The organism is Aeromonas sp. (assembly GCF_050633025.1).
In the GTDB taxonomy this organism is placed as follows: Bacteria; Pseudomonadota; Gammaproteobacteria; order Enterobacterales; family Aeromonadaceae; genus Aeromonas.
Genome location: NZ_JBODRQ010000153.1, coordinates 1 through 7,156, shown reverse-complemented (window position 1 = coordinate 7,156; position 7,156 = coordinate 1). Strand labels below are relative to the sequence as shown.

The window sequence follows — 7,156 nt, the reverse complement described above, 5'->3', positions numbered from 1 at the left end:
TCGGGCTCATAACCCGAAGGTCGTCGGTTCAAATCCGGCCCCCGCAACCAACTTTCTGTACGCTCCCTTCCTGCATTGCCAATCATTGAACAATCCTTCTTGATGCTCGTCACCATCTGGTGATTGCTGCTATTTCTGACGCTTTTTCAAGACCAAAACTGGTCGTATCAACCATTTGTTGGGTATTATCAGGTATCTCTTCATGGATGAGGCGCTCTCCTGTGATCACACCCTTCACCTATCTTCCCCCCGCTATCGAGAGTCAGGATGCAACCCTGGCCGAGGCCCTTGCCATGGGATTGCCGCTGCAGTTGCTGGTGATCGCCGAAGAGCAGAAGGAGTCCTTGCTTTCGCTCCCCGACCTTGCGGGAGTCAAGACCCAGCTTGCGCTGGGGAAAAAAGCGCCCTTTACCCTGATGCATGGCAATACCCTGTTGCAGGTGATGTTTGTGTCCGGCAGTGTGACGCGGGATCACCGCCTCTATAAACAGATCAGAGGCTGGATTGCTCCTCTTTCTGGGCTCAATGTGGAGCGGCTCGGGCTGCATCTGGAAGGTTTTTCCCCCTCCGAGCGAGTGATGCTGGCCGAAGTGATGTTGTCAGCCCTGCTTGCCGCCAATATTTCGTTGCCCACCAGCAAGCGCCGCAGCGAAAGCAGCTGGAGCTATCAGCAGATCAAGGTTTCACCCGCAGTGGTGCTGGACTTGGCACGCCTTTACAGCGAAGCGGGGGGCAATGGGCTGGCTCGCCATCTGGCGGTGTTGTCTGCCTCCGAGCTGACGGCTGCCAGCTATTGCGAGTTTGTCAGCAAGCTGGCGCAAGATGAGGGGTGGCAGTGCCATCACTATGATCAGGCGCAGCTGGCCGAGCTGGGGGCGGGGGCGTTTCTGGCTGTTGCTCGTGGCTCGGAAGACAATCAGGGAGCCATGGTCAAGCTCAGCTACTACCCGCCCAAGCCGGTGCGCCGCATTGCGTTGGTGGGCAAGGGGATCTGCCACGACTCTGGCGGTTACAACCTCAAGGTCTCCGGCAGCATGTATGGCATGCATCTGGACATGGGGGGGAGTGCAGTGGCGCTGGGGGCCCTCTACGCCATCAGCCGAGCTCAGCTACCCTACGAGGTACACTGCTGGCTGGCCATTGCAGAGAACCATATCGGCCCTCAGGCCTATCGCCCCGGCGAGGTGGTGACCGCCATCAATGGCACCTCCATCGAGGTGGTCGATACCGATGCCGAAGGGCGAATGGTACTGGCCGATACCCTGGCGATGGCGGTGCAGGATACTCCGGATCTGCTGCTCGATTACGCGACCCTGACCGGGGCCTGCAAACGGGCGCTGGGTAGCCGCTACAGCGGCGTCTTTACCAATCGCAGCGAATGGATGGCATCGCTGGTCAATCTGGGTCAGCGCAGCGGTGAACGAGTCTGGCCCTTCCCGCTTGATGACGATTACGACGACAACATCGAGAGCGAGTGGGCCGATCTGTTGCAATGTGCGCCGGGCAGTTCGCCGGATCACATTGATGCGGCCCGTTTCCTCGCTCACTTCGTGCCCGAGCAGATCCCTTGGCTGCACTTTGACCTGAGCGGTTTTCGCAACAAGGGGGGCAATGGGGTGGTCTCCAGCGAAGTGACCGGCTTTGGCGTGCGTCTCACGCTGGATCTACTGGCCAGCCCGCTTGGCAGAGTCGGTCGCCAAGCCTTTGAACAATCTGAATGATAACAAGGAGTTCTGTGAAACAACCAAGCTATGACTGGGTGCTGTTCGATTTGGATGAAACCCTGCTCGATTTTCCGGTCGCCTCTGCGCTGACGCACACTCTGCAGATCTATGGCGTACAGGCTGATGACGCCAGCATGGCGCAGTACCACGTCCTCAACCACGAGCTCTGGCAGCAGTACAACGACGGCGAAATCGATGCAACGGCGTTGCAGCAGACCCGCTTCTCCCTCTTTGCCCAGCAGGTTGCCGCCGATCCCATGGCGATGAACAACACCTTTCTGGAGCAGATCATGGCCCTTAGCATACCTCTTGAAGGGGTGGTAGAGACCCTGCAGCAGCTGCGCAGCAAGGTGCGGATGGGGATCGTCACCAATGGTTTCAGCGTGCCCCAGCGGGGGCGGCTCGGCAAACTGGGCTGGAGCGAGTGGTTCGAGCCGCTGGTGATCTCCGACGAAATTCGGGTGACCAAGCCGGCGCCAGCCATTTTCCAGCACACCCTCTCCCTGATGGGGCAGCCAGATCCGGCCCGGGTGCTGATGGTGGGGGATAATCCGAAAACCGATATTGCCGGGGCGGCGGCGCAGGGGCTGGCAACCTGCTGGTACAACCCGGCGCGGCAAGCGGGCGAGTGCGATGCCACCCACGAAATCCACCACTTCGCCCACCTTGCCGACATTGTGCTGGGACGCTGATAGCCAGGCTTAACCCATCACGTTATCGGTGACCAAAACGTCCTGGCAAGTTGCAACCAGGGCTGTTTGAGAAAGTAAGGGGAGCAGATGCTCCCCTTACTTATGAGTGTTTTCCTGTGAATGCAGGGATCTGAACTGGTAGCGATCGAGGATCTGCTGATAGTCGGGGCTCTGTTTCAATTGATCGATAGCCTGATTGATCCGCTGCAGTTGCGCCTCTGTGGTGCTCTCTTTGCTCAGCATCAGGTGAACCGGTGTCTGTTCGATATGCAGCAGAATATACAGCTTGTCCTGCACGCCATCCTTACCCTGCCACTCCTGCAGTCCGTGGGGATCCAGAATAAACCCCTGGATCCTCCCCCCTTGCAACATCTTCAGCAGTTGCTCCTGCCGCAGGCGTATTTGCAGGCGGGACTGCAGCTCGGGTCTTGCCATCAGCTGGCGGAAGGTATTGCCATAATCAAAGCCCTTGAGCACCCCGATATGGAAGTCGGGGGTGTTGATCAATTGCTCGAGGGTGGTGATCCCGCGCCAGCGCTCGGTATCTTGCCGACGGATGACGATGGCCGTCTCCTCTTCCCGATAGGGGTGGCTGAAGCGGGCATATTGCTGCCGCTCGGCGGTGATATTGGCTGACATGGCCAGTTGAACTGTGCCGAATTTCAGCTCGTGCAACACGCGAGCCCAGGGCATTTCACTGAATTTGGCCTGATAACCGGCCCGCAGGAAGATGGCGTTGAGCAGCTCCACATCCAGTCCGCGGAGCTGTTGCTGTTCATTGCGATAACTGAAGGGCTGCCAGTCGACCCAGCCCACGACTAATGACTCCTGTGCCTTAGCCTGGCAACACAAACACCATAACAACAAGAGTCTGTACACAACGCATACCCTCGAACAGGCTGATACGGTTGAGTATTGGACAGGAACGACGGAGTAACCAGTGCTGAGGGTTGAGCGGATGCACAGATGTGCATCCCTCACAGCTCGTGGGCGTGGAATCCCTTGCGATAGCGGGTTTCACAGCGCGGGCAGCGTTGCAGGGTCGGATCCTGTTCCAGCTGTTCGATGGAAAGCGGCTCTTCACAATCGGAGCAGAGGCCATAGAGGCCGAGATCCATCTGGCAGAGTGCCGCATCGATCCGCTTGAGGCGGGCCACGCTCTGCTCAACCTTCGGCAGATCCAGCCGGCTGGTCAGTTCCACCAGTTGATCCTGCTCGCAGTGACCGACCTGTTCGGCCCACTCGTCACGGCGGCAGGCTTTGAGCTGACCGATCAGCGTTTCTCGTACTTGGGCCCAGTCTGACAGCAGGCGATTACGCCAGACAGTCAACTGTGCTTGCGTCATTTCACACACATTATCCCCCACAGGACAGACGACAGATTCGGGGCAGTATAGGGATCCGATAACTCTATCAAGATGATATGCGTCAAGTTAAACGTGGTTAGCCGTGGCTTTTGGCTGCTTGCAGCAGGGCATCGCGGATGGGAGCCGTCTCTTTGAGCACCCGGATCTCCTGAAACAGCAGGTCCGCTTCGGGATATTCCCGCTTGAGGTAGCTGAACCACTGTTTGATGCGGCTGGGGTAATAGTCGGCTTTTTCGCTGGCCAGATCCTGCTCGGTATAGCTCACCATCAACTGCAGCACCTCGGCCCAGCTCATGTGCGGGCAGCCGGTTTTCATCACGTTGGCCAGATTGGGCAGGGAGATGGCGCCGCGCCCGACCATTAGCGCATCGCAGCCGGAGACGCGGGCGCAGGCGAGGGCATCCCGATGATCCCAGATCTCGCCGTTGGCCGTGACGGGGATCGGTAAGGCGCAGCGAATTGCATCCACATACTCCCAGTGGGCGGGCGCCTTGTACCCTTCACGCTTGGTGCGGGCATGAACGGCCAGCTCGTTGGCGCCCCCCTGGAAGACAGCTTGGGCGTTCTCCAGATAGAGATCCTTGTCATCGTAACCGAGGCGAATTTTGGCGCTCACCGGCAGATGGGCGGGCACTGCGTCACGTACCGCCTTGACGATGCGGTAGATGGTCTCGGGCTCTTTGAGCAGCACCGCACCGCCCTTGCTCTTGTTGACCGTAGGGGCGGGGCAGCCGAAGTTGAGATCGACGCCGGGGGAGCCGAGTTCGATGGCGCGCACGGCGTTCTCGGCCAGCCACTCGGGGTGTTGCCCCAGCAGTTGCACCCGCACCGGGGTGCCTGCGCGGGTTTTGCCATCTTGCAGCAGTTCAGGGCAGAGGCGGTAGAACACCTTGGCGGGCAGCAGCTGATCAACGACCCGAATAAATTCGCTCACGCAGAGATCGTAATCATTGACGGAGGTGAGAACCTCCCGCATCAGGTGATCCAGTACCCCCTGCATGGGGGCCAAAATAACGCGCATAACGGCTTTCCGACGAGAGTGGGGAGAAAAAAGAGCGCAGATTGTAGTGGGGTTGCGGCCCGCTGTCAGCACCCGCTCAAACTCTGTTAGGCTAGAGGGAGATAAATCACGCAAGGAGAAGGAATGAAGCGTTGGTGTCTGATGGCGCTCGGGTGGCTGGCCTTTGTGACCGGCATTGTTGGCATCGTGTTGCCACTGCTGCCGACCACCCCCTTCATGCTGCTGGCGGCCGCTCTGTTTGCTCGTTCGTCCCCCCGTTTTCACCACTGGCTACTGAGTCATCCCTGGTTTGGCCCACCCATTGCAGACTGGCAGCAGTATCGCGCTATTCGCCGTCATGCGCGGCGGCGCGCCATTCTCTTCATTCTGCTCACCTTCTCGGTGTCGCTGGCGGTGGTGCCACTGCTATGGGTCAGGGGGCTGTTGCTTCTCATAATGGTGATCCTGCTCACCTGGTTAATGCGCCTGCCGGTGCTGGAGCCAGTTGCAATGGAGAAGTGAAGTCCCTAAGCTATTGCGGCAATAATGCTATGGAGTCGGCCTGTCATTCTTGCGTGACAGGCTTTTTTATTTCCCGCTGGCGGGAAGACTAAGATAAACGGCCATCTGGGTCGAAAAACAAACGGTCAAACCATGAATCCGGAAACCCTGAAATTTATCGAAGCGAGCATCAAGACCATTCCCGACTATCCGAAGCCGGGCATCCTGTTTCGCGACATTACCAGCCTGATCGAAAATGCCGAGGCGTTCAAAGCCACCATCGATCTGCTGGCCAATCACTATCGTGATCAAGGGATCACCAAGATTGTTGGTACCGAGGCTCGCGGCTTCATCTTTGGCGCGCCGGTTGCCTACGCCATGGGGCTGGGCTTCGTGCCGGTCCGCAAGCCGGGCAAACTACCCCGCGCTGTCATCGAGGAGTCCTATGCCCTCGAATACGGCACCGACACCCTGCAACTGCACACCGACGCCATCGTGCCCGGTGACAAGGTACTGGTAGTGGACGATCTGCTGGCGACCGGCGGCACCGTCGATGCCACCGTCAAGCTGATCCGTCGCGCTGGCGGTACTGTTGCTGATGCCGCATTCATCATCTCCCTGCCGTCTCTCGGTGGTGATGCCCGCCTGACCGCCGCTGGCGTCAAGGTGGTCTCTCTGGTTGAACTGCCGGGCGAATAAGCCCCCGGTTTGATCAACAGGCTGCTATCGTCAGCCTGTTGCCAGCCTCCAAACCGGTGCCCGTGCGGGCATCGGTTTGAAATTCAAGCGATCCCTCCCGCTCTGACCGATAGCCGATACAGCCTCCCGTCCATTTGTGTTAGCATCCGGCCTCAATGCCCTGTCTTCCCTGCATGATGGATTTATGAGCTATCAGGTTCTGGCGCGTAAATGGCGCCCCCATACGTTTGAACAAGTGGTTGGTCAGCAACATGTGCTGACTGCCCTGACCAACGCCCTGGATCAGGGACGGCTGCATCACGCCTATCTGCTGAGTGGTACCCGCGGTGTCGGCAAGACCACAATCGCCCGTATTTTGGCCAAGAGTCTCAACTGCGAGCAGGGGATCAGCAGCCATCCCTGTGGTGTCTGCGATACCTGCCGCGAGATCGATCAGGGCAACTTTGTCGACCTGCTGGAAATTGATGCGGCGTCCCGCACCAAGGTGGAAGATACCCGCGAGCTGCTCGACAACGTGCAGTACCGTCCGGCCCGTGGCCGCTTCAAGGTCTATCTCATCGATGAAGTGCACATGTTGTCGCGCCACAGCTTCAACGCGCTGCTGAAAACCCTGGAAGAGCCCCCCCCCTATGTGAAGTTTCTGCTGGCCACCACGGATCCGCAGAAGCTGCCGATCACCATTCTCTCGCGCTGTCTGCAGTTTCATCTGAAGAGTCTGGATCAGACCCAGATCGCCAAGCAGCTCGAATGGGTGCTGGATCAGGAGGGGCAGCCATTCGAACCGCGTGCTCTGCTGGCTTTGGCCAAAGCGGCTGACGGCAGTATGCGCGATGCCCTGAGCCTGACCGATCAGGCGCTGGCACACGGTAACGGCAGCGTCCGCCTCGACAGCGTGCTGACGATGCTAGGCACGCTCGATCACCGCCACCTGCACCTGCTGCTGGAAGCCATCCTGCGGCAGGATGCGCCGGCGACCATGGCCAAGATCAGCGAGATCGCCACCCTTGGCCCCGATTTTGATCAGCTCCACGCTGAGCTGGAAGGCTTGCTCCATCGCATTGCCATGGCCCAGCTGTTACCTGCCAGTGTGCAGGAGCAGGGGGCGGACGTCGATGCCCTGCTGCAACTGGCCAAGGTGATGAGCCCGGAAGAGGTGCAGCTCTGCTACCAGAT

The 7,156-nt window shown here is 59.0% G+C and carries 8 protein-coding genes; 5 read left to right on the top strand and 3 right to left on the bottom strand.

The window, feature by feature from the left end; translation table 11 throughout:
• Window positions 1-221 precede the first annotated feature (221 nt).
• Together ACRAUW_RS15755 and yjjG are read left to right on the top strand one after the other, a co-directional pair.
• Window positions 222-1,721: a M17 family metallopeptidase gene (locus ACRAUW_RS15755; protein WP_431363037.1), complete on the top strand. Its 1,500-nt coding sequence runs from the start codon at window positions 222-224 to the stop codon at window positions 1,719-1,721.
• Between the two features lie 14 nt (window positions 1,722-1,735).
• Window positions 1,736-2,416: a pyrimidine 5'-nucleotidase gene (gene yjjG / locus ACRAUW_RS15750; protein ID WP_431363036.1), complete on the top strand. Its 681-nt coding sequence runs from the start codon at window positions 1,736-1,738 to the stop codon at window positions 2,414-2,416.
• A 96-nt stretch (window positions 2,417-2,512) separates the two neighbouring features.
• On the opposite strand, the gene ACRAUW_RS15745 is transcribed toward yjjG, so the two are convergent.
• The 3 genes from ACRAUW_RS15745 to dusC form a co-directional block, all read right to left on the bottom strand.
• On the bottom strand, window positions 2,513-3,232 hold the full coding sequence (locus ACRAUW_RS15745; RefSeq protein WP_431363035.1) for a substrate-binding periplasmic protein: 720 nt from the start codon (window positions 3,230-3,232) through the stop codon (window positions 2,513-2,515).
• Between the two features lie 161 nt (window positions 3,233-3,393).
• A complete protein-coding gene (locus ACRAUW_RS15740) occupies window positions 3,394-3,762 on the bottom strand; it encodes a TraR/DksA family transcriptional regulator (protein WP_005333451.1) in 369 nt (122 codons plus the stop codon).
• 97 nt (window positions 3,763-3,859) lie between these two features.
• Entirely contained in the window at window positions 3,860-4,804 is a 945-nt protein-coding gene (gene dusC / locus ACRAUW_RS15735) for a tRNA dihydrouridine(16) synthase DusC (protein ID WP_431363034.1), read from the bottom strand.
• A 123-nt stretch (window positions 4,805-4,927) separates the two neighbouring features.
• Between dusC and ACRAUW_RS15730 the strand changes: the two genes are divergently transcribed.
• The 3 genes from ACRAUW_RS15730 to dnaX form a co-directional block, all read left to right on the top strand.
• Window positions 4,928-5,305, top strand: a complete 378-nt coding sequence (locus ACRAUW_RS15730) for a YbaN family protein (RefSeq protein ID WP_431363033.1) — start codon at window positions 4,928-4,930, stop codon at window positions 5,303-5,305.
• A gap of 132 nt (window positions 5,306-5,437) precedes the next feature.
• A complete protein-coding gene (apt, locus tag ACRAUW_RS15725; protein WP_033113563.1) occupies window positions 5,438-5,983 on the top strand; it encodes an adenine phosphoribosyltransferase in 546 nt (181 codons plus the stop codon).
• Window positions 5,984-6,167: 184 nt separating this feature from the next.
• On the top strand, window positions 6,168-7,156 hold a 989-nt coding region (gene dnaX, locus ACRAUW_RS15720; RefSeq protein WP_431363032.1), incomplete at its 3' end, for a DNA polymerase III subunit gamma/tau.